Here is a 21,421-nt window from a genome sequence, read left to right as displayed (position 1 = left end):
GGATTGATGGCCACAGTGTAGGAAGGCGGCGCGGGGGCGGCCATCGACAAATGCTCAACGCGCCTTAACGGGACGTTGAGCGCGCGGCTGAACGCGCCCCGAGCGGGCGGCGGCGAGACTGCCCGCCGGGGAGCGCGGCGCCGCTACACCGGGGTGACAGGCCCCCGCCCGAAGAATACGCCCTCCAGGTTAAGCATGAAGATCCCGAACTGGGCTTCGATCGCCTCCGGCGACCAGCCGCCCACGTGCGGAGTCAGCAGCAGGCGGTCCTGGGCGATCAGCGCCGGGGGCGGGGCGGGTTCGCTTTCGTAGACATCCAGCGCCGCCCCGGCGATGCCGCCGCAGGCCAGCGCGGCGGCCAGGGCCTGCGTATCGACGATGCTGCCCCGGCCGACATTGACCAGGTAGCCGCCCGGGCCGAGTTCCCGCAGCACGGCCGCATTCACCATGTGCCGGGTCGCCGCGCCGCCGGGCATGGCGCAGACCAGCACGTCGCACCAGCGCGCCAGCGCCTGCGCGTCGTCGAAGTACTGATAGTCGAATTCCCGCCGCGCGCGGCGGTTGTGGTAGCCGACCTGCATCCTGAAAGCCTGGGCGCGGCTGGCGATGCGTTCGCCCACCGCCCCCAGGCCCAGGATGCCGAGGCGCTTGCCGGACACGTGGGTGGGCAGGGCGATGGCGGTGCGCCAGACGCCCGCGCGGCAAAGCCGGTCCAGGGTACGGAAGTCGCGCATCGCCGCGATCACCATGCCCATGGCATGGTCGGCGACGCATTCGTCGTTGGCGCCGCGCCCGTTGGTCACCCAGATGCCGCGGGCCTTGGCCGCCGTCACGTCGATGTTCTCGTAGCCGGCGCCCATGCTGGCGACGAGCCTGAGGCGGGGCAGCCTTTCCATTTCATCGGCGCGCAGCCCCAGCAGGCCGATGGTCAGCACCGCCTCGAATTCGGCGCCGCGGGTCTGCACGATGCGGGCCCGCTCTTCGGGCGTCAGCGCGAACGTGGGTTGATAGCGCTGCCGCAGGGCCGCCTCTTGCGCGGGGCCCAGCTCGCAGAGCACCAGAACGGAAATGCTCATAGATGTGTTGCTCTCACTGAAACTGCCACGCTTTGCTCCTTGCTGTGCGTGTCGGGGTGCGAATGTAGTGGGCCGCTCAATGAAGAACAATCGCTAAAATCAGGTGAGATTATTCAAAAAAACTAATCAATGGCTTCCGATATCAATTTCAATCTGCTCCGCACCTTTCTCCTGATCGCGGAGACCCGGAGCTTTCGCGGCGCGTCCGAGCAGGTGCATCGTTCGCAGTCGGCGATCAGCGCGCAGATCAAATTGCTCGAGGCGCAGGTCGGCGCCGAGCTGTTCCATCGCACCACGCGCAGTGTCCAGTTGACGGCGGCCGGCAAGCAGTTGCTCGACGCCGCGCGGCGCGGCGTGCGCGAGGTCGAGGCGGGGGTGCGGGAGGTTCGTGAGACGCAGGCCTTGCAGGCCGGCCACGTGGCGGTCGCGGCGACGCCGATTGCCGCGGCCGCGCTGCTGCCCCCCGTGCTGGCCCGGTTCGAGACCCTGTACCCCGGCGTGCGGATGTCGGTGCGGGAGCGGCAGTCGGGGGACGTGCAGGCCCAGGTGCTGCAGGGCGAGGCGGATTTCGGTGTGGTCCCCGGTCCGATGGGCGCCGACTGCGATTTCGAACCGCTGGTGACCGAAGAGATCTGCGCGCTGATGGCGCCCCGTCTCTACCCGGATGCGGCGGACCCCATGGCGCTGAAGGACGTCGCCCGCTTGCCCTTGCTGCTGCTCAGCAACGCCACGTCGCTGCGCGTCCTGCTGGACCAGGCGGCGGCGCGGGCGCGCATCCGCCTGACGCCGAAGTACGAGTGCATACAGGCCCACACCCTGATCGCGATGGCCGCGGCGGGGCTGGGCGTGGCCATTCTTCCGCGCTTGGCCTTGCCCGTCAGGCCGCCCAGGGGACTGCGGATCTGCCGGCTGTCGCCGCCCCTGACGCGCCAGATGGGACTCCTGACCCTGCGTGGGCGCAGGCTGGCGCCCGCCGCCGACAGGCTGGCCGCCCTGGTCCGGGAGAGCGCGGGCAGGGTGGTTGCCCGTTAGGGCGCGCGCCGGGGCCGGATTTCACCTCTCGCGCGGGGGGGCACGCCTCCCATGGCGCTGAAAAATATAATTTCATACATATGCTGTATGATATCTAACGCATATATGAAATTACTCACGATAAGATTCCATTATCGTGAGTAAAAACCGCTTTGATCCGGGAAAAACGAGCCATGGCCACGGGAATTACGGAAGGGGATGTCTGGCGTGCCTCCGACGCCTTGCTGCTGGAAGGGGCGCGGCCGACCATCGAACGGGTGCGCCAGAAGATCGGGCGAGGCTCCCCCAATACGGTCAGTCCGCACCTGGAATCCTGGTTCCGTTCGCTGGGGGCCCGCATCCAGGATCCTGGCGCCTTCTCCGCGCCGGCCGCCGTGCCCGAACCAGTGGCCCAGGCGGCCGCGCATTTCTGGGAATCGGCGCTGGCCGCCGCCCGCGCCGAACAGGCCGAGGCCAACCGCCAGCGCTGGGCCGAACTGCACGAAGAGGGCGAGCGGCTCGATGCGCTCACCGAACAGTTGCGCCAGCGCGAGGCAAACCTGGAAAACCGCGAGCGCGACCTGCAGGAGGGCTTGAAGGTGGCGACCGGGCAACTGGCCGCCACCGAGGAACGCCTGCGGGCGGCCGAGGCGCAGTTGCGCCAGCGCGACGAGGCCGTCGCGATCGAGCAGCGGCAACTGGCGGACGCGCGCAATGCCTTGCTGGCGCACGTGGCCGATGCCGAGCGCGCCCGGGGCGAGCAGGCCGAGGCCCTGGCCGCCGCGCAGGAGCGCCATGCCGCTCACGAGCGCCGCTGGCTCAATGAACTGGACGCCGAGCGCGGCAACGTCAAACGCCTGCAAGCGCGGCTGGATGAACTCCAGGCCGCCCAGCAGCAACAGGCCGAACAGGCGCGCCAGGCGCTGGCTCAGGCGGCCGAGCGCCTGCGCGGCGCGGAATCGGATGCCGCCGACCGGCTGCGGGCGGCCCAGGCCGAGGTGCTGGCCGCGCGCGGCGAGGCCCAGGCGCAGTTGAGCCGGCAACTGGCCGACGTGGCCGTCGCCCAGGAGGCGCTGCAGGCCTCGCGTCGCCGCGAACAGGACCTGACCCAGCGGCTGGCGGCCAGCGACGCCCAGTTGGCGGACCTGCTGGGCCAGTTGCGGACGCGCGATGGGCAGTTGCTGGAGCTGACGCGCCACCTGATCGCCGCCCGGGTGGCGGTGCGGCCCACGCCCGGCGGCGCCAAATAAGGTTGTCGGCGGGGTTTTCGGATAAATTCGTACACGGCCCGATCCTTGCGCGGCCGCTGCCTGGAGCACCGTTTGAACCCGAACCCACGCCCGCCCGCGGACCTTGCCCGCAATCTGCTCGTCATCGTCATCCTGTCGGCCCTGATGATCGGCAGCCTCTACGTGCTGAAACCCTTCCTGTTCGGGCTGATCTGGGCCACCACCATCGTGGTGGCCACCTGGCCGGTGATGCTGGCGGTGCAAAAGCGCTGCGGCGGCCGACGCTGGATGGCGACGGTGGCCATGCTGATCGTGCTGCTGGTGGTGATCGTGCTGCCGCTGTACCAGGCCATCTCGACCCTGGCGCTGCATGGCGGCGCCATCATGACCGCGATCAAGAGTCTGCCCGATTACGCCCTGATGGCGCCGCCGGGCTGGGTGCAGGGCATCCCGCTGGGCGGGCCGCGCATCGCGCAGGAATGGCAGGCGCTGGCCGACGCCGGCGCGGGCGGGCTGCTGGCGCGCCTGGAGCCCTATGTGACCATGGCGGCCAAGTGGCTGCTGAGCAATGCGGCCATCGTTGGCGTGTTCGTCATGCACATGCTGATCACTATCGTCATCGCCGGCATTCTCTATAGCCAGGGCGACGTCGCCGCCAATTTCGTGCAGCGCTTCGCCAACCGCCTGGCCGGCCATCGCGGCGTGGCGGCGATCCGCCTGGCGGGGCTGTCGATACGCGCCGTGGCGCTGGGTATCGTGGTGACGGCGGTGGTGCAGTCGGCGCTGGGCGGGCTGGGCCTGTGGATCGCCGGGGTGCCGGCGGCGGGGATCATCACCGCGCTGATGTTGATGCTGTGCCTGGCCCAACTGGGGCCGTTCCTGCCGTTGCTGGGCGGGGTGATCTGGCTGTTCCAGAACGATATGAAAGTGGCCGCGATCCTGCTGCTGGTGTGGGCAGCGCTGGTGACCATGCTCGACAATCTGCTGCGGCCGATGCTGATCAAGCGCGGCGTGAACCTGTCGATGCTGCTGATCCTGGCCGGTGTGCTGGGCGGCATGTTCGCCTTTGGCATCGTCGGTCTGTTCATCGGCCCGGTGATCCTGGCGGTGACCTCGACGTTGCTCAAGGCCTGGGTCGACGAGGTGCCGCCGCCCGAAGCGAGCGCGCCTGAGCCGCGGCCGCCTCGGGAAAGGGCGTAACATCTCGGGCCAGACGCTGTCACCGCGTTGGCGCGATGCCTCGCGACGCCGGCCTTTTCCGTTTTTGATGCAGTATCCGAGATGACGACGTACCCGCCGCTTGCTTTCCCTTCCCGTTCCCAGGCCACCCTCCGACAGGCGGGCCGGCCATGAGCGACAGCGTCCGCCTGGCCAAGCGCCTGGCCACCGAAAAATCCTGTTCGCGCGGCGACGCCGAGCGCTATATCGAGGGCGGCTGGGTCGCCGTGGATGGCAAGGTGGTCGAGGAGCCCGGCTATCGCGTCCGGGCGGGCCAGACGGTCAGCCTGCTGCCCGGCGCCCGCCTGGAAGAAATGCGGCCGGTCAGCGTGCTGGTGCACAAGCCGGCCGGCCTGTCGGCCTCGGACCCGGTCGAATCGGCGCTGAACCTGGTCGTGCCAGCCAACCTCATGCCTGGCGACCGGTCTGGGCAACGCTACCTCAAGCGCATGTTCAATGGCCTGAAGCTGGCCACGCCCCTCGAGCGCGCGGCCAGCGGGCTGGTGGTCTATACCCAGGAGTTCGCGGTGGCGCGCAAGTTGCTGGAAGAGGGGCGGCATGTCGAGCAGGAATACATCGCGCAGGTGCGCGGCACGCTCGATGCGGCGGCGCTGGCGCGCCTGCAGCGCGGCCTGGCCTATGAGGGCCGGCCGGCCACGCCGATGAAGGTCAGTTGGCAGAACGAAAGCCATCTGCGCTTTGCGTTGAAGACGCCCGCATTGGGCTTCATCGAGTACGCCTGTGACAGTGTCGGTCTGCAACTGCAAGCCTTGCGCCGCATCCGCATCGGCCGCCTGCCGATGGCCGGGCTGGCGGTGGGGCAGTGGCGCTACCGGCTGGAGTACGAACGCTTCTAGCGGCGCAGGTCAGGATGCCGGAGGCGGAACGCGGGCGGATTCGAGACGGAACTCGCCTGCCGGATGCGCCGTTACGCACTTAAAGTAGATTCTGGAATAAGTTGAAGTGAATTCTGGAATAGCGTGCTCCAGACTTCATCTGGATTCTCGGTTTATCATTTAACGTATTGATAAATAAGAACAATAAAACATCATCTAAAAGGATGGCATATGCCCGCAAGGCAAGGCGAGGGGCGCGCTCTGAACGATCCCGCACGGCGCGGCCTGCTCAAGGCCGCCGGCGCGCTGGGCCTGTCCGGTCTGGCGCTGGCGGGGTGTGCAAGCCGGGTGGCCGAGCCGGGCGATCGCGGCGCGGCGGCGCCGTCTTCCGCGCAGTCCGCCGCGGCGCCGCGGCGCGATGCGCCCGTGCCAGCCCTGCGGCCGGGGGGGCGCGTTGCCATCGTGGCGCCGGCCTCCGCCGCCGAGGGCGCGGCTTTCGAGGCGGCCGAATGGCTGCAGGCGCGCGGTTACGACCCGCGCATCATGCCGGCCGCCTTGACCCGCGGCGACGCGCCATACGATTACCTGGCCGGTGACGACGACGCCCGGCTCAACGACCTGCACGCGGCCTTTGCCGATCCGGCCATTGACGCGGTGTGGTGCCTGCAGGGCGGGTTCGGCTCCTGGCGGCTGGCGGACCGGCTCGATATCGGCCTGCTGCGCCGGCATCCCAAGCCCTTCATCGGCTATAGCGACATCACTGCGCTGCACCTGGCGATCCAGCGTCACGCGGGGTTCGTGACGTTTCACGGGCCGATGCTGGCGCAGGACCTGGTGGCGGGTAAACAGGAGCCAACCGCCAGCCACGTGCTGGCGATGGTCGGCGGCCAGATCGGGCAGGGCGGCTGGATCGACGCGCCGCCGGAATCCAACCCGGTGGTGCTGGCGCCCGGCGTGGCCAGCGGCCGGCTGGTGGGCGGCAACCTGGCGCTGGTCGCGGCCATGATCGGCTCGCGCCACGAGATCGCGACACGGGACGCGATCCTGTTCATCGAGGATGTCAATGAGGCGCTGCCGCGCATCGACCGGTTGCTGTCGCAGTTGCGCGCGGCAGGCAAGTTCGATCGCATCAAGGGCGTGCTGGCCGGCAATTTCACCCGGCTGGGGCTGCCGGGGGGCGACGCGGTCGGCCAGAGCCTGTTGTTCCCGCTGCTGTTGGAGCAATTCCAGGCGCGCGGCATCCCGGTGCTGGCCGCCTGGCCCAGCGGCCATGGCGACCCCAACCTGACGCTGCCCCTCGGCGCGCTGGTGACGCTGGACACCCAGCGGCGCGGCCTGCGGCTGGAACAGGCGGTGGCGGTCCAGGCCGCGCCGCTGTAGCCCGGAGACCGGTCGCATGAATCCTTTCTTCGATGCCCTGAGCCGCCAGTTGAACGCGCCCGAGCGCCGGCGTCCGCGGCAGCGTCACGCCCGCGCCAAGGCATTCCAGTGTGTCTGCGGCCAGCGGGTGTTCTTCAACAACACCGAGTGCCTTAACTGCCACCGGCAACTGGGCTTCGATCCGCGCCACGGCCACATCGTCGCGCTGGACCCGGGCAAGACGGAAGGCGCCTGGATCGAGGCCGGGCGGGTGCGCGGCAGAATCTTCAAGCGCTGCGCCAATTTTTCGTCGCCGGCTGCCTGCAATTGGCTGCTGCCGGCCGCGCGCGCCGATCATCTCTGTATCGCCTGCGGCCTCAATCGCACCATTCCCGACCTGTCGGTGCCGGGCAACGGGACGCTGTGGCGCAAGGTCGAGAGCGCCAAGCGCCAGGTGATCGCCCAACTGCTGACGCTGGGACTGCCGATCCCGCGGGCGCGCACGCCGGGCGACGGCGGGCTGGCGTTCGACCTGCTGGCGCCGCCCGACGATGGCTCGCCGCTGCTCACGGGACACGGCCAGGGGCTGATCACGCTCAATATCCACGAGGCCGACGACGCGTACCGGGTCCAGGTGCGTGAGGCGATGCACGAGCCGTACCGCACGCTGGTGGGGCATTTCCGCCATGAGATCGGCCATTTCTACTGGGATCGGCTGGTGGCCGGCGGCCCCTGGCTGGCGCCATTCCGCCAGGTGTTCGGCGACGAGCGCGATGACTACGCGCAGGCATTGCGGCGCCATTACGACCAGGGCGCGCCGGCCGATTGGGCGCAGCGCTTCATCAGCGCCTACGCTTCGTCGCATCCTTGGGAAGACTGGGCCGAGACCTGGGCCCACTACCTGCACATGATGGACGCGCTGGACACCGCCTTCAGCTTCGGCATGGCGCGGCTGCCGCTGGACCAGGCCAGCGATCCCTTCACCCGGGCGTCGCTGTACGACCCGGACGATCCCGAAGGTCAGCGCTTTCTCGATCTGGTCAATGGCTGGGTGGCGCTGACCGGCGTGCTCAACGAGCTGTCGCGCAGCATGGGCCAGCGCGACTTCTATCCCTTTGTGCTGCCCGCCGCGGTGGTGGGCAAGCTGCAGTTCGTGCACCGGGTGATCCAGACGGCGCCGCGCTGACGCCGCGTCCGGCTCCCGCGGGGCGGCCGCCCTAGATGCGACGGGCCGACCATTCGCCCTTGCCGGCGGCGCTGCCCTGCATGGTGGCGCCGTTGACTTCGCCGGTGTAGCGTATGCCGTCGGCGGTGAACGAGATGGTGCGGCCATCCATGCGCGCGTCCGAGATCTCGCTGGATCCGAGCTTGCCCGACAGCATCTGGTACCGCTGTTCCAGTTGCAGCGTGCGGCCGCCCACCTGCCAGCGGCCGTCGACCCTGGCCGGCACCACCCACAGCAGCGCGTTGCAGTAGGTCTGGCAGGCCTCGGTCACGGTTTCGGAGGCATCTGGCTCCCAGTCGCCCATGCGGAAGGTGTTGGACACGATGCGGGTGCCCGGCGGCAGCTCCAGCAGCTTGGGCCGCAGCTTCTCGTTGATGGTCGACAACAGGAACATGGTGATGACGTCGGCCTGCGACAGGTCGGTTTCGAACAGGTCGGCGACCTCGAAGGTGGCGCGGCGGGACACGCCCGCCTTGGCGGCATTGCTGCGCGACAGCGCCACCAGGTCGGGGTTGTACTCGATGCCCTTGGCGGTCAGGCCGCGCTGGGCGGCGGTGATGACGGTGCGGCCGTCGCCGGATCCCAGGTCCATCAGGCGGTCCTGCGGCGTGACCTGGGCCATGTCGAGCATCTTGTCCACCAGCGTCTGCGGAGTCGGCACCCAGATGACGTCCTTGCCATCCTGGCCGACATCGGGCACGTAGTCTTCGGTCGCGGCAGCCCGCGGGCTGGCGGCATCGGCGCGGGCCTCGGCCAGCACCGCAAGGGACAGGGCCAGCGCCAGCGCCGATGCCATGAGGGGCCAGCGGCGGGCGGGCGAATGGGACGAATGGGCACGTTGCATGATGAAGACTCCTAGGGCAAAGAAAAGCGGGAGGGGCGGCTCATTGCGGACCACGCCTGTCCAGGTCGCGCGCTTCGTGCGGGCGCAGCAGTCGCAGCATCGGCACGCCCAGCACCAGCACGCCCAGGCCGATCAGGGCCCCGGCGCCAGCGTAGGCGGCGCTGGAATAGACCAGGCCGGCGCAGGTCAGCGCCAGCAGGGCAGGGGTCAGCGGATACAGGGGCACGCGAAACGGCCGGGCGCGCGCGGGGTCACGCTGCCGCAGGCGCCATACCGATGCGGCCACCAGCAGCATGAACAGCCAGAACACCGGCGCGGTGTAGGCCACCATGGTCTGCACCGCGTTGTGGCTGAAGGCGCCCACCGCCAGCAGGGCCAGCGTGATGACGCCTTGCGCCAACAGCGCGCTGACCGGCGTTTCGTTGCGTTCGCTCCAGCCGGCCAGCGCGCGCAGCCGCGGCACGTCGCGGCCCAGCGCGTAATAGACGCGGGCGCCGGTAATGATGGTGCCGTTGATGGTGCTGAGCGCGGTGGCGCAGATCACCAGGCTCAGCAGGGCGGCGGCATACGGGCCGGCGGCCAGTTGCATCACCGCCGCGCCCAGCGCCGGCGTGTCGCGCAGCCCCTGCAGGCCGAACAGTTCCAGCAGGGCGAGGTTGGTCAAGAGATAGGCGCCGGTCACCACCACGGTGCCGATCAGCAGCACGCGCGCCATGTTGCGGCCGGGATTGCGCAGCTCGCCGCTGAGATAGGCGGCCTCGTTCCAGCCGCCGTAGGTCAGCAGCACGAATACCATGCCCATGCCCATCAGCCCGGCGGCGTTGCCGCCCAGCGGCGCCGGCGCGGGAGCGGCGGGCGAGGCGGTGAACAGGGCGGCGCCCAGCACCGCCGTCAGCGCGACCAGCGTCAGGATCGTGAACAGCCATTGCAGGCGCTTGGAATGGCGCGTGCCGGCCACGTTCAGCGCGGTCAGTCCGATCACCGACAGCGCCGCGTGCACGGTGGCCCCATGCGTGCCGAGCGGCAGCAGTTGTTGCGCGTAGTCGCCATAGATGAAGGCCACCACGGCGATCGCGCCGGTCTGGATCACGGTGCAGCGCGCCCAGGCGAACAGCAGGCCGACCCGCGGCCCCCAGGCGCGCGACAGATACAGGTATTCCCCGCCCGCGCCGGGATAGGCCGCGCCCAGTTCGGCATAGCAGAGCGCGCCCACCAGCATCACCAGTCCGCCCGCGGCCCAGTAGGCCAGGTACATCGCCTCGGACGTGGCGTGCTGCGCGACCAGCGGCGGAAAGCCGAAGATGCCGATGCCGATCACCACACCCACCAGCACCACGGTTGCATCCATCACCGACAAACCGGGCGGGCCGAGCGCGTGCGCGCCCGCGCCGCTCCCCGCGCCGGCTGCACTGGGGCTGGGGCGCAAGGAACGGGGCAAAGGCGGCATCGAATTCTCCCGGGGATCGCCAGCGCACGAGCGTGCGGCGTGTCAGGCGCTAAGTCTGACAATTAGCTGAATAAAGAGTGACCCCGGGCGGGGAAGGAAAGTTTCTACGGGATTTCCCGTAGCCGATGCCGGCCTCGGCCAGGCGCGGGGGAGCGCCCGCCGGGAGGCGGGCCAGCGAAAGGGACTACTTCTTGGGAGACTACTTCCTGGGGGTCTGCTTCTTGAGGGCTACTTCTTGGGCGACACCGGCTTCAGGCGGGACGGCACTTCATCCAGGTCGCTGCAGACCGCCAGCACTTCTGCGGGCTTCTTGCTCAGCGACAGGTAGACGTGGCCGATGCCGCTGTCGAAATAGGCGGACTCCAACCGGTTCAGCACCACGCTGTCGCCGTTCTCGAACTGGATGCGGACCTTGCCTGACAACACCAGCGCGAATTCCTGCCCGGGGTGGCGGATGTAGTCCTCGAACTCGACTACCTTGCGCGAATCGATCAGCGCCAGCATAGGCATCATCTTCTTGCCCGGGTATTCGCCCATCAGCAGCCGGTAGTGGTAGTTGTCGGTGGCGTAGTCGCGGGCGTCGCTGAGCTTGTTCTTGACGTAGGTGGGGGCCACCTCGGCCTGGGGCGCGTCGCCCAGCATGAACATGCGCGTCATGTCGATGTCCAGCGCGCGCGCCAGCGCGGCGAATTTCTCGTAGCTCAGGGCGATCTGGCCCAGCTCGGCCTTGGACAGCGTCGATACCGCGATGCCGCTGGCTTGCGACAGGGCCTGCAGCGTCATTTTCCGGGCCTTGCGCTCGGCGCGCAGGCGGGCGCCCATTACTTCCTTGCCCACGATGTCGGGTGGGGCCGTCTTGCGGGTAGGGGCCATGTAGCGGTCCGGGCGTCTAGGGGGTTGGCGAAGGAGGGGCGGGGCCCTCAAGCCCCGCCGCGCGTACGCCGGATTGTATAAGGCGGCGAGGCTCAGGCGGGCGTGCGCGCCAGCACGCGGCCGGCATGCCGGCCTGTGAAGGCCTGCTCGCGCCAGACGGGCGCGCCGTTGACATACACCGAATGGATGCCGGCGGCGCGTTCGGTCGGCCGCTCGAAGGTGGCGGTATCGGCCACGGTGGCGGGATCGAACACCACCAGGTCGGCGAAGTAGCCCGGCCGCAGTTGCCCGCGTTCGGCCAGGCCGAAGCGCTGGGCCGTCAGGCCGGTCATCTTCCAGACCGCCGTCTCCAGCGGGAACAGGCCCAGGTCGCGGGCGTAGTGGCCCAGCACCCGCGGAAAGGTGCCCCACAGCCGCGGGTGGGGGCGTTCGTCGTGCGGCAGGCCGTCCGAGCCGATCATGGTGGGGCCGAACGCCAGAATGCGCTGCACGTCGGGTTCGTCCATCATGAAGTAGATGGCGCCGGCCGGCTGCAGCTCGGGCACCACGTCGTACTTGGACTTGCCACGCTCGGCCGCGACCTCGTCCAGGTCGCGCCCGCTCAGGTCGGGAAAGGGCTTGCACCAGGTGATGATGGTGCGGCCGGCCAGCAGCACGCGGTCCTGCTTGAGCATGGTCGAGCCGGCCACGTAGGGATAGGCATCCAGCGACACGTCCTGGCGCGCCATCGCGGCCTCGATCAGCGGCAGCGTCTCGCGCGAGCGGCCGAAATTGGGCTGGCCCATGACCTTGTGGTGCGAGATCACCACCGGCACGTCCAGCTCGCGGCCGATGCGGAAGGTTTCCTCCAGCGCCGCCACGATGTGTTCGCCTTCGTCGCGCATGTGGGTGGCGTAGATGCCGCCATGCGTGCTCAGCGGGCGGCAGACCTCGATGATCTCCTCGGTGGTGGCGCGGGCCGCGGGCGGGTAGAAGGCGCCGGTGGAAATGCCGATGGCGCCGCTGGCCATGGCTTCCTCGGCCAGCGCGCGCATGGCGTCGATCTCGGCGTCGGTGGCCGCGCGTTGCAGGTCGGGCATGACGGCGGCGCGCAACGTCGAGTGGCCCACCATGCAGGCGGCGTTGACCGCCGCGGGCGTGGCGCGCAAGGCGTCAAGATAGTCGGCGAAACGCGCGAAATGGTACGAGCCGCCTTCGTCCAGCAGGTCGAGCGGCGCCGGCGGGTTGGCGTGCGCCAGCGGCGCCAGGCTGATGCCGCAGTTGCCCGTGACCACCGTGGTGACGCCCTGGGATATCTTGGGGGTCATGTCGCGGCGCTTGAGCAGGTAGTTGTCGTCGTGGGTGTGCGAGTCGATGAATCCCGGCGCCAGCACCTGGCCGGCGACGTCGATCCGGTGGCGCGCCGGGGCGTCGGACAGGTCGCCGATGGCGGCGATGCGGTCGCCCCGCACGCCGAGGTCGGCGCGCCGTCCTGGCGTGTTGGCGCCGTCGATGACGGTGCCGCCGACAAACAGGTAGTCGAAAGGCTGCGATTCGGATGAAGTCATGGGATCTCCGGTGAATGTCGAGGCGGCTCAGGCGAAATGGCAAGCGACCAACTGGCCGGCGCCGACCGGGCGCGCCACGGGCGTTTCCTGGGCGCAGCGGGCCTGCGCCTGCGGACAGCGGGTGCGGAAGGCGCAACCGGACGGCGGCGCCAGCGGACTGGGAATCTCGCCCTTGAGCACCGCGACGGGCGCGCGTTCGCCGCGACGGGCCGAGGGCACCGCGGCCAGCAGGGCGCGGGTGTAGGGGTGGGCCGGGTGGTTGAAGACCGCGTCGCGGGTGCCGGTCTCGACGATCCTGCCCAGGTACATCACCGCCACCTGGTGGCTGATGTGGCGCACCACGCTCAGGTCGTGCGAGATGAACACATAGGTCAGGCCCAGGTCGCGCTGCAAATCCATAAGCAGGTTGATGACCTGCGCCTGCACCGACACGTCCAGCGCCGAGACCGGTTCGTCGCAGACGATCAGGCCTGGTTCCGGCGCCAGGGCGCGGGCGATGACGATGCGCTGGCGCTGGCCGCCGGAGAACTCGTGCGGGTAGCGGTCGGCGGCGTCCGGGCGCAGACTGACGCGGGCCAGTAACTGCGCCACCCGTTCGCGGATGGCCTCGCGGCCGTAGCCGAAGTTGCGCAGCGGCTCGCCGATGATGTCGCGCACCCGCATGCGCGGGTTCATCGACGAAAACGGGTCCTGGAAGATGAACTGCATGCGCCGCCGCATGGCGCGCAACTGGCCGCTGTTCATCGCGGCCAGGTCGGCGCCTTCGAGCAGGATGCGGCCCGCGGTGGGATCGGTCAGGCGGATCAGGCACTTGCCGGTGGTCGACTTGCCGCAGCCGGACTCGCCCACCAGGCTCAGGGTCTGGCCGCGCGCCACCGACAGCGACACGCCGTCCACGGCGCGCAGCACCTTGCCGCCCTCCAGCGGGAAGTGCTTCTTCAGGTCGGTCACTTGCAGCATGGGGGCGGCGGACGCCGTGGCGACGGCGGCGGGAAAGGGGGCGTCGTGCAGGTTCATCGCGGGTCTTGCTCCATCGTGGCGGCCGGCGCGGCCTGGCGCGCCCAGCACCAGACGCGGTGGCGGTCGCCGGCGGCGACCTCGGGCGGCGTCTCGTCGGCACAGCGCGGCAGGGCCTGGGGACAGCGCGCGGCAAAGGCGCAGCCGCGCGATTCGGGCGTCACCACCGGCACGATGCCGGGCAGCTCGGCCAGGCGGGCGCTGTGGTCCTGGCCGTCGACGAAGTCGGGCAGCGAACGGATCAGCGCCTGGGTATAGGGATGGGCGGCGCGGTCCAGCACGTCGTCGACGCTGCCTTCCTCGACCTTGCGGCCGGCGTACATGACGATGACCCGCTGGCACATCTGCGCCACCACGCCCAGGTCGTGGGTGATCAGCACGATGGCCGTGCCCAGCCGCGCCTGGATGTCGCGCAGCAGGTGCAGGATCTGCGCCTGGATGGTCACGTCCAGCGCGGTGGTCGGCTCGTCGGCGATCAGCACCTTGGGCTGGCAGGCCAGCGCCATGGCGATCATGGCGCGCTGGCGCATGCCGCCGGATAGCTGGTAGGGGTATTCGTGCACGCGCCGCGCCGGATCGGAGATCTGCACCAGCTCCAGCAGCGCCTCGGCCTGTTTCATGGCCTCGCGCCGCGACAGGCCCTGGTGCAGCATCAGCGGCTCGCTGATCTGGCGGCCGATCGTGAAGACCGGATTGAGCGAGGTCATCGGCTCCTGGAAGATCATCGACAACTGGTTGCCGCGCACGGCCCGCATGGCCTTCTCGGGCAGGGCCAGCAGGTCGCGGCCGTCGAATTCGACGCTGCCGCGCGCCACGCGCCCGGGCGTGCGCAGCAGCCGCATGATGGACAGCGACGTGACGCTCTTGCCGCAGCCGGATTCGCCCACCAGGCCGAGGGTCTCGCCCGGCATCAGGTCGAACGACAGGCCGTCCACGGCCAGCACCGTGGTCTCGTCGCCGTCGAAACAGGTGGTCAGGTCATTCACTTGCAGGACAGGTTGGGATGGCATGCGCGCTCCTACAGCTTTTTCGCCAGGCGCGGATCGAGCATGTCGCGCAGCCCGTCGCCCACCAGATTGACGGCCAGCACGGCCACGCCCAGGAACAGGCCCGGATACAGGATGATGTGGAACGCCACCGCGACAAAGTTGCGGCCCTCGGCCATGATGTTGCCCCAGCTCGGGATCTGCGGCGGGATACCCACGCCCAGGAAGCTCAGCACCGCCTCGGTCAGGATGGCCGAGGCCGCGATGAAGGTGGCCTGCACCATCAGCGGCGCGAACAGGTTGGGCAGGATGTGGCGCAGCAGGATGGCCGGCACGCGCGTGCCGGCGGCCACCGCCGCCTCGATATAGGGCTGCTCGCGGATGGTCAGCACCAGGGCCCGCACCAGCCGCACCACGCGCGGCACCTCGGGCACCACGATGGCCACGATCACGGTGCCCAGGCCGCCCTTGAGCGTGGCCATCAGCGCGATCGCCAGCAGCACGCCCGGAATCGCCATCAGGCCGTCCATGATGCGCATGATCACGGCGTCCAGGCGGCGGAAGTAGCCGGCCAGCATGCCCAGCAGGACGCCGCCCGCGGTCGACACCAGCGCGACCACGACGCCGACCAGCAGCGATACGCGCGCTCCCCACAAGGTGCGGGCATAGACATCGCGGCCCAGCGCGTCGGTGCCGAAGAAGTGTTCGGCCGACGGCGGCTTCATGCGCGCCATCGGGTTGATGTCCAGCGGATCGACCGCGGTCAGCCAGGGCGCGGCCAGCGCGATCAGCGCGAGCGCCAGCAGGATGGCGCAGCCGACGTACAGCATCGGGTGGCGGCGCAGCGAGCGGCCGGCGCGGCGCCAGCGCGGGCGCGCCGCGGCCAGGGGCAGGGTGGTGGTGGTCATGGATCGCCCCTTTTCAATAGCGGATGCGCGGGTCGAACAGGCGGTAGCTCAGGTCGACCAGCAGGTTGATCAGCACGTAGATGCCCGAGGCGACCAGCAGCACGCCCTGGATCACGGGGTAGTCGTGGCGCAGCACGGCGTCGATGGTCAGGCGGCCCAGGCCGGGAATGGCGAACACGGTTTCCGTGACCACCACGCCGCCGATCAGCAGCGCCACGCCGACGCCGATGGTGGTGACGATGGGGTTCGCCGCGTTCTTGAGCGCGTGCCAGACGATCGGGCCGGCCGCCAGTCCCTTGGCGCGCGCGGTGCGGATGTAGTCTTCCGACAGCGCCTCCAGCATGGTGGCGCGGGTCATGCGGGTCAGCAGGGCCATGTACACCAGCCCCAGCGACAGACAGGGCAGCACCAGGTGCCGCAGATACGGCGCCAGGCCGTCGGCCAGCGGCTTGTAGCCTTGCACCGGCAGCCAGCCCAGCTTGATGGAAAAGCCGTACACGAGGCTGTAGCCGATCAGGAACACCGGCACCGAGAAGGCACAGACCGCGCCGATCATCACCAGTCGGTCCAGCAAGCGCCCGGCATTCCAGGCCGCCAGCACGCCCAGCGGCACGGCGACCAGCACCGCGAACAGCATGGTGAAGATGGCGATCGACAGGGTCGGCCCCATGCGCTGGCCGATCAGTTGCGCCACCGGCATCTGGGTGGCGATCGAGGTGCCCAGGTCGCCGGTGGTCAGATGCCCGACCCAGATGCCGAACTGCGTCAGCAGCGGCTTGTCCAGGCCCAGGTTCTGGCGAATCTTCTCGACGTCCTCGGTGGTGGCGTTGTCGCCCGCGATCACCGCCGCCGGGTCGCCCGGCGACAGGTGGATCAACATGAACACCACGACCGCCACCACGGCCATGACGGGAATGACGGCCGCGATGCGGCGCAGGATGTATTTCACGCTGGGTTCCCCCCTAGCCTGGCGCGGCGCGCACGGGGCGCTGGGCGGCGGCCTGATTGTGCAGGGGCGGGGCGCGCGTGGCGATCACGCGCGGCCCCGCGCCGCGTTATGGTTTTTCCACGTTCCACATCACGGGGATGCCGGTCTTCATCAGCTCCGTGTGCGACAGCCCGCGGATCGCCGACACCGGCTTGAATTCGCCCCACATGACGTACGGCACCGACTCGTAGGCGCGGGCCTGCAACTGCGCCGCGATGTCCTTGCGCCTGGCGGCGTCGGGTTCCTGGATCCACTGCGTGCGCAGCGCGTCCAGCTCCTTGTCGCAGGGCCAGCCCGGCAGGCTGTTGCCGCAGGCGGCCGACAGCCACGGGTTGGTCAGCGGCGTGCTGGCGTCGTAGTACCCGCCCCAGGTCACGAACAGGCTCCAGCCGCCTTGCTCGGGCGGATCCTTCTTCAGGCGGCGCGCCGCCAGCGAGGCCCAGTCCATGGATTGCAGGTCGACCTTGAGGCCGGCCTTCTTCATGTTCTGCGTCAGCACCATGACAGCGGGCGCGCTGATGTGGTCGGTGGGGTAGAGCACCACGATCTTCTCGCCCTTGTAGCCGGCCTCCTGCAGCAGTTGCTTGGCGCGCGCCAGGTCGGGCTTGGCGTAGGGCGCCGCGCCGGCGTCGGTGGCCAGCGGCGAGCCGCAGATGTACAGCGTGGCACAGTAGTCGACGCGGTACTTCTCCGGATAGCCGATGGCCGCCAGCATTTCCTTCTGGCTGAACAGGTAGTACAGCGCCTGGCGCGCCTGCGGCTTGTCGAACGGCGGATGCAGCGCGTTGACGATGGCCATGCCCTGGGTGGCGACCGAGGTGTTCAGCTTGATGTCCGGGTTGCTTTCCAGCACCGGCAGGAAGTCGGGCGTGGTCTGCTCGATCATGTCGACCTCGCCGTTCATCAGCGCGGCCGTGGCGGTATTGCCGTCGGGAATGTAGATCCATTCGACCCGGTCGACCTTGGCGACCTTGCCGCCGGCCAGGCCGTCGGCCGGTTCGTTGCGCGGCACGTAGGCCGGGTTCTTGACGTACACCACCTTGTTGCCCGGCACCCACTCATCGCGCTTGAACAGGAACGGGCCGGAGCCGACCATTTCCGTGACGGGGGTGTTGGCGTCGGTCTGCGCTAGGCGCTTGGGCATGATGAACGGCGGCATGCCCGACGGCTTGGCGAGCGCGTCCAGCACCAGGCCGAATGGCTGCTTGAGCGTCAGCGAGAAGCTGTCGGGACCGGTGGCGGCCAGTTCGGCGCCGGCGGCCATCAGCGCCTGGCCCATCGTGTCCTTCTTGGCCCAGCGCTGCAGCGAGGCGATGCAGTCTTCGGCGGTCACCGGGGTGCCGTCGTTGAACTTCAAACCCGGGCGCAACTTGAAGGTCCAGGCCTTGCCGTCGGGCGAGGCGGTCCAGCTTTCCACCATCTGCGGCTTGGGCAGGCCCTGGCTGTCCTGCGCGAACAGCGTGTCGAACACCATGTAGCCGTGGTTGCGGGTGATATAGGCGGTGTTGAACAGCGGGTCCAGCGTCTTCAGGTCCGCGTGCGGCACCATCCGCAGCGTCTTGGCCTGGGCCTGGGCCGGCTGGCCCGCGGCCAGCCCGCAGGCCAGCAGGGCGGCGGCGCCCAGCAGGCTGAATCGTTTCATCATGGTCATCCCCTTGTTTTGTCCGGTTGCCTGCGTGGGCAATGGTTGGATATCAGCCCTTGAAGGGCCATTTCGGCAACTTGCGCTTGGTGAACGGCAGCGCGTTGTAGTCCTGCGTGATGGCGCCGGGCGTCTCGACGTAGATGACGTGGCGGCCGAGCTTCGAGTACGAGGCGTAGAAGTGCTGCGACGACTTCGGGATGACCAGCTTCATCGCGCCCAGATCGACGCCGAACTGCGTGAACAGGTCGGTGTCCATGGCCTGGGTGCGATTGGTGGTCATGACGATGGTCACGCCCTGGCTGCGCACCACGGCCACGTCGCCCAGCAGCGCGGGCGTGCCGGCCAGCCCGGTCATGATGGCGTCGCGCTTGAGCGCGACGATCTCACAGGCCAGGTCCAGCGGCTGGCCCGACACCGGCGCCACCTTGCCGCCGATGCGCAGCTTGATCTGCGCGCCCTGGCCTGCCTCGAAACAGAGCTGCACGGCCACCGGGTCCCAGAACGGCCCGGTCGCCACGTCCTGGATGCCGCGCGCCAGCACGCGTTCCAGGATGAAGGTGGCGTCGCTGGGCGCGCCGCCGCCGGCGTTGTCGGCCGAGTCGGCCAGCACCACCGGGAAGTCGGCCAACGCCAGCGCCTGGTCCAGGGCTTCGTCGGCGCCGGGATAGGGCGGCGCCAGCTGGTCGCGAAAGCCGATGATCTCTTCGCCCAGCGCGCGCGCCAGCCGTTCGGCCTGGCCGGCGTCGCCATCGGTGTAGACCAGCACCTTGGAACCCATGTCGGGCGTGTCGCCCCACGGGAAGCCGTGGGCGATCGATACAGACAGCACGCCTTCCTTGCCTTCCATCGCCAGCAGGCGGTCGACGAAGCTGCGCATCGGCTCGCGGCTGGTGTGCATGATGGAGATCATTTCGCAGTCGAAGACCGCGCGCGTCGGCTTGATGCGGCCCTCGGCGCGCGCCACGCACAGGTCGACCAGGTCGTAGGCGCGGTCCAGGATGTCGGTGTGCGGGTACTCCTTGAAGCACACCAGGAAATCGGCGCTGTTCACCATGGCGTCGGTCAGGTGGCAGTGCGGATCCAGCTCGGCGCCGATCACCGTGTCCGGGCCGACGATCTCGCGCGCCCGCCGCAGCAGGTCGCCCTCGCAATCATCATAGCCATCGGCCACCATCGCGCCGTGCAGGCCGAACAGCGCGATGTCGACCTTGCCGGCGCGGCGCAGGTCATCCAGCAGTTCGTCGCGCAGGGTCTCGTAGGCGTGGCGGGTGGTCAGGCCGGCCGGCGTCGCGCCCGCCGTCATGCCCTCGATCAGCGTCCAATCCTTGCCCTGGGCGCGCTGGCGCGCGGCCCACAGGGGGCCGGAGAACATCTGCATGCGGTCCGGGTGCTGGCCGGCCGGGTAGTAGCCGCGCGACCGATAGGCCGACAGGCCGGTCGGAATGGGGGAGAAGGTATTGGTCTCGGTCGCCAGGGACCCGGAAAAAATCTCCATGCGATCGCTCCGTGCTTTAGGGTTGTCCGTTCTTGCCGCCGTGTCGAACTTCAGTCCTGCCCGCTTGGGTCATGCCCGCTTGGGTCATGCCCGATATACGCCTGCACTTCGATTTCCACATCGACGTTCAGCGCCAGCGCCGACGCCACCGTCGAGCGCACCGGCAGCGCCGCGCCGAAGAATTCCTTGTAGACCTCGTTGAAACCGGCGAAATGGCCCATGTCCGACAGCCACACGGTGGCCTTGACCACCTGGTCCAGCCGCGCGCCGCCGGCCGCCAGGCTTTCGACGATGCGCTCGCAGGCCGCGCGGGTCTGGGTCTGGATATCGCCGCGCACCACCTCGCCGGCGGCGCTCATCGGCACCTGCCCCGACAGGAAAAGGAAGCCGCCGGCCTTCACAGCCCGTGAGAAGGGGAAGGGCAGGCTGCTGGGCAGGCGCTGGATGGCTTGGCTCATGGAACGGGCTCCTATCGGGAAGGGGAGAAACGGGCCGGCGACAGGCGCGCGGGGTCGACCCCCTGCGCGGTCAGGCTGTCGTTCAACGGCAGGTCGAGCAGCAGGTCGGCGGCCAGGCGCGAGACGCCGGCGGCGGACTGGATGCCGTAGCCGCCCTGGGCCGCCAGCCAGAAGAAAGCGGGCGTGGCCGGATCCCATCCGATCACGAAATCGCCGTCGGCCACGAACGAGCGCAGGCCGGCCCAGGTGTGGCGCGGGCGGCGGATGGTCAGCGAGGTGGCCGCTTCGATGCGATAGATGCCGGTAGCCACGTCCAGTTCCTCGGGCACCACGTCGTGCGCCGGCACCGGATCGGCATTGGCGGGAGAGCCCAGCAACTGGCCGGCGTCGGGCTTGAAATAGAAGCTCTCGTCGACCCCGACCACGGCCGGCCAGTGCGCGAAGTCGACGTCGTCCGGCCCGGTGAAAGTAAAGGCGGTGCGGCGGCAGGGCTGCAGGCCCACCGGCCGCACGCCGCACAGCGCGGCGGCCTGGTCGGCCCAGGCGCCCGCCGCGTTCACCAGCACCCGCGCCCGCAGCGGCTCGCCGCCGGCCAGCGTCAGGGTCCAGGCGCCGTCCTCGTACGTGGCGGCAACCAGCTCGGCGTTGTTGTGCAGCACCGCGCCCTGGCGCGTCATGCCGCGCAGGAAGCCCTGGTGCAAGGCATGCACGTCGATATCGCGGGCGTCCGGCTCCTCGATGGCGCCGCACAACTGGTCAGGCCGCAGGCAGGGCACGCGCGCCAGCGCCTGTTCGGCGTCGATCAGCGTGACGTTGGGCGACTGGCTGCGGAATTCGTCGTAGACCTCGCGCAGCAGGTCCTGCTGGTCGGGCGCGGCGATGTACAGCACGCCGCGCGGGCTCAGCAGGGGATGCTCGCAGAAACCCTGCGGCGGATGTTCGTAGAAGTCGCGGCTGGCTCGCGTCAGCGCCTTGATCTGCGCGGTGCCGTAGGTCTCCATGAACATGGCGGCCGAACGGCCGGTGGAGTGGTAGCCGGGCTGTGCCTCGCGCTCCAGCACCACCACGGAGGCGGCCGCGCTCAGGCGGTAGGCCACGGAAGCGCCGGCGATGCCGGCGCCGATGACGGCGTAATCGTAAGTAGGGTCTGCGGCCATTTTGTCGGAAGCGAGAATTCTCTTATTTGATAATTCTCGAATACGATAGTTGTTTGCATATCGCGCAGTAATAGGGGTTGTCCCGTAGCGCGCCGCGAGGCC

Annotated in this window: 19 protein-coding genes; 6 read left to right on the top strand and 13 right to left on the bottom strand. The window is 69.2% G+C overall.

The features are described 5' to 3' along the window. Positions 1 to 143: 143 nt before the first annotated feature. Positions 144 to 1,076, bottom strand: a complete 933-nt coding sequence (locus SB816_RS25995; protein ID WP_064528508.1) for a 2-hydroxyacid dehydrogenase — start codon at positions 1,074 to 1,076, stop codon at positions 144 to 146. A 129-nt stretch (positions 1,077 to 1,205) separates the two neighbouring features. Between SB816_RS25995 and SB816_RS25990 the strand changes: the two genes are divergently transcribed. From SB816_RS25990 to SB816_RS25965, 6 genes are all read left to right on the top strand, one after another. Next, entirely contained in the window at positions 1,206 to 2,108 is a 903-nt protein-coding gene (locus SB816_RS25990) for a LysR family transcriptional regulator (RefSeq protein ID WP_054502521.1), read from the top strand. A 173-nt stretch (positions 2,109 to 2,281) separates the two neighbouring features. Continuing rightward, complete coding sequence (locus SB816_RS25985) at positions 2,282 to 3,337, top strand: DNA-binding protein (protein WP_410547732.1); 1,056 nt, start codon at positions 2,282 to 2,284, stop codon at positions 3,335 to 3,337. Between the two features lie 72 nt (positions 3,338 to 3,409). After that, positions 3,410 to 4,516: an AI-2E family transporter YdiK gene (gene ydiK / locus SB816_RS25980; protein WP_116793483.1), complete on the top strand. Its 1,107-nt coding sequence runs from the start codon at positions 3,410 to 3,412 to the stop codon at positions 4,514 to 4,516. A 149-nt stretch (positions 4,517 to 4,665) separates the two neighbouring features. Next, a complete protein-coding gene (locus tag SB816_RS25975; RefSeq protein WP_054502518.1) occupies positions 4,666 to 5,391 on the top strand; it encodes an RNA pseudouridine synthase in 726 nt (241 codons plus the stop codon). A gap of 405 nt (positions 5,392 to 5,796) precedes the next feature. Beyond that, positions 5,797 to 6,750 (top strand): LD-carboxypeptidase, encoded by a 954-nt coding sequence (locus tag SB816_RS25970; protein ID WP_064528518.1) that lies wholly within the window; start codon positions 5,797 to 5,799, stop codon positions 6,748 to 6,750. Positions 6,751 to 6,766: 16 nt separating this feature from the next. After that, positions 6,767 to 7,915, top strand: a complete 1,149-nt coding sequence (locus SB816_RS25965) for a putative zinc-binding metallopeptidase (RefSeq protein ID WP_064528502.1) — start codon at positions 6,767 to 6,769, stop codon at positions 7,913 to 7,915. Positions 7,916 to 7,946: 31 nt separating this feature from the next. On the opposite strand, the gene SB816_RS25960 is transcribed toward SB816_RS25965, so the two are convergent. From SB816_RS25960 to SB816_RS25905, 12 genes are all read right to left on the bottom strand, one after another. Next, the gene (locus SB816_RS25960; protein WP_064528500.1) at positions 7,947 to 8,798 is read right to left on the bottom strand and encodes an SAM-dependent methyltransferase; all 852 of its coding nucleotides are present in this window, start codon (positions 8,796 to 8,798) and stop codon (positions 7,947 to 7,949) included. Positions 8,799 to 8,838: 40 nt separating this feature from the next. Beyond that, positions 8,839 to 10,146 carry an APC family permease gene (locus SB816_RS25955; protein WP_054502858.1) on the bottom strand — a complete coding sequence of 436 codons (1,308 nt, stop codon included), beginning with the start codon at positions 10,144 to 10,146 and terminating at the stop codon, positions 8,839 to 8,841. Between the two features lie 327 nt (positions 10,147 to 10,473). Then, complete coding sequence (locus SB816_RS25950) at positions 10,474 to 11,118, bottom strand: helix-turn-helix domain-containing protein (protein WP_064528498.1); 645 nt, start codon at positions 11,116 to 11,118, stop codon at positions 10,474 to 10,476. A 92-nt stretch (positions 11,119 to 11,210) separates the two neighbouring features. Continuing rightward, entirely contained in the window at positions 11,211 to 12,665 is a 1,455-nt protein-coding gene (locus SB816_RS25945; protein ID WP_054502514.1) for an N-acyl-D-amino-acid deacylase family protein, read from the bottom strand. 27 nt (positions 12,666 to 12,692) lie between these two features. Further along, a complete protein-coding gene (locus SB816_RS25940) occupies positions 12,693 to 13,682 on the bottom strand; it encodes an ABC transporter ATP-binding protein (protein WP_054502513.1) in 990 nt (329 codons plus the stop codon). Continuing rightward, positions 13,679 to 14,692, bottom strand: a complete 1,014-nt coding sequence (locus tag SB816_RS25935; protein WP_254607547.1) for an ABC transporter ATP-binding protein — start codon at positions 14,690 to 14,692, stop codon at positions 13,679 to 13,681. The genes SB816_RS25940 and SB816_RS25935 overlap by 4 nt, the downstream gene beginning before the upstream one ends. Positions 14,693 to 14,700: 8 nt before the next feature. Beyond that, positions 14,701 to 15,576 carry an ABC transporter permease gene (locus tag SB816_RS25930; RefSeq protein WP_054502511.1) on the bottom strand — a complete coding sequence of 292 codons (876 nt, stop codon included), beginning with the start codon at positions 15,574 to 15,576 and terminating at the stop codon, positions 14,701 to 14,703. 13 nt (positions 15,577 to 15,589) lie between these two features. Further along, positions 15,590 to 16,525, bottom strand: a complete 936-nt coding sequence (locus SB816_RS25925; RefSeq protein ID WP_410547731.1) for an ABC transporter permease — start codon at positions 16,523 to 16,525, stop codon at positions 15,590 to 15,592. 106 nt (positions 16,526 to 16,631) lie between these two features. Continuing rightward, positions 16,632 to 18,209 (bottom strand): ABC transporter substrate-binding protein, encoded by a 1,578-nt coding sequence (locus tag SB816_RS25920; RefSeq protein ID WP_162876754.1) that lies wholly within the window; start codon positions 18,207 to 18,209, stop codon positions 16,632 to 16,634. Between the two features lie 49 nt (positions 18,210 to 18,258). Next, a complete protein-coding gene (locus SB816_RS25915) occupies positions 18,259 to 19,704 on the bottom strand; it encodes a M81 family metallopeptidase (protein ID WP_410547730.1) in 1,446 nt (481 codons plus the stop codon). Positions 19,705 to 19,754: 50 nt separating this feature from the next. Further along, positions 19,755 to 20,162 carry a RidA family protein gene (locus SB816_RS25910; protein WP_410547729.1) on the bottom strand — a complete coding sequence of 136 codons (408 nt, stop codon included), beginning with the start codon at positions 20,160 to 20,162 and terminating at the stop codon, positions 19,755 to 19,757. Between the two features lie 11 nt (positions 20,163 to 20,173). Continuing rightward, positions 20,174 to 21,319 carry an NAD(P)/FAD-dependent oxidoreductase gene (locus SB816_RS25905; RefSeq protein ID WP_410547728.1) on the bottom strand — a complete coding sequence of 382 codons (1,146 nt, stop codon included), beginning with the start codon at positions 21,317 to 21,319 and terminating at the stop codon, positions 20,174 to 20,176. Positions 21,320 to 21,421 lie beyond the last annotated feature (102 nt).

The sequence above is a fragment of the Achromobacter sp. SIMBA_011 genome (assembly GCF_046535435.1).
Lineage (GTDB): Bacteria > Pseudomonadota > Gammaproteobacteria > Burkholderiales > Burkholderiaceae_B > Achromobacter > Achromobacter dolens.
The sequence above is the reverse complement of the archived record's forward strand: the minus strand, read 5'-3'. Positions and strand labels throughout refer to the sequence as shown.